This window comes from Streptococcus mitis (assembly GCF_002096755.1).
GTDB classification, from domain to species: Bacteria; Bacillota; Bacilli; order Lactobacillales; family Streptococcaceae; genus Streptococcus; species Streptococcus mitis_AC.
Genome location: NZ_NCVF01000005.1, coordinates 1 through 1074, shown reverse-complemented (window position 1 = coordinate 1074; position 1074 = coordinate 1). Strand labels below are relative to the sequence as shown.

The following is a 1074-nucleotide window of genomic DNA, read 5'->3' as shown; positions in this document are numbered from 1 at the left end:
ATCATTAGGCAAAACTTTCATCTTCACGATTTCACCAGATTCATCTGCATAGCCCAAAATATGGTGATCTTTAGATAATAATCCGTCCATAAACATTGTGAAATATCCAGTTACAAGTTTACCATTATGATCATTGACATCTCTTAGATAAAGTTTATTGTCATTAATTGTAAATCCAGATGATTCTAGACTAATAACTGGACTTGAATTTCTAAGATAAAGTTCAGATCCAACTTTTTGAATAGGGAAGTGAGTAGTGAATTCTGGTAGATTCGCAACCTTACGTCCATCTGCTCCAAAGTAATACTTATTTGGTAAGTTTTGGAAATTCTTTATGACAGCTTTAGGATCAATTTCTTCCCCTGGTTTTTTATTATCAGTAATGGCATCTAAAGTATTTCGTTTTATATCGCCAATCTTTTGATAAGAAAAACGTTCAACAATAGGTTTGATATACCAGGCATTCTTTTCGATAACAACTCCATCTTTCTTATGAACAAGGTGATAGTCATAACCATCAGACAAAGTAACGATATCTGTAATAACTGTATCATCAAAAGGATCTTGTTCAACCTGACTTGGGAGTTTGGTTAACATATAACCATCCTTACCAATGACATAACTTTCCCCATCGCTTGCTGGAACAGCTCTATCTGCTACCATAGCACCTGATTTTTCAAAGTAAGACCATTGACCATTTGCAGTTGCCCATCCTGTTGCCATAGCGCCACTGCCTTTGAGGTAGTACCAAGTAGACCCTTCTTTGTACCAACCAGTACGCATAGCCCCACTATTTGCGAGTGAGTACCATGTATTGCCTTCCTTGTACCAGCCAGTACGCATAGCCCCACTGTCTGCGAGCGAATACCATGTATTGCCTTCCTTGTACCAGCCTGTCTGCATTTTACCAGAACCGTCAAAGTGGTACCAAGAGCCAGCATTTTGCACCCATTTGTTTTTAGCTAGACTGCCATCTTGAGAAAGATTCCAGTCAGAACCATTTTTTACCCATGTATCTGCAGCCTGTGCTTGGTTGATAGATAAAAGTAGGCCAGCACCTGCAAGCAAACCAAG

General features: G+C 38.9%; 1 protein-coding gene. It reads right to left on the bottom strand.

The window, feature by feature from the left end:
• Nucleotides 1-1074, bottom strand: a 1074-nt coding sequence (locus tag B7700_RS00040) for an N-acetylmuramoyl-L-alanine amidase family protein (protein ID WP_142358586.1), incomplete at both ends; no start/stop codon positions are given.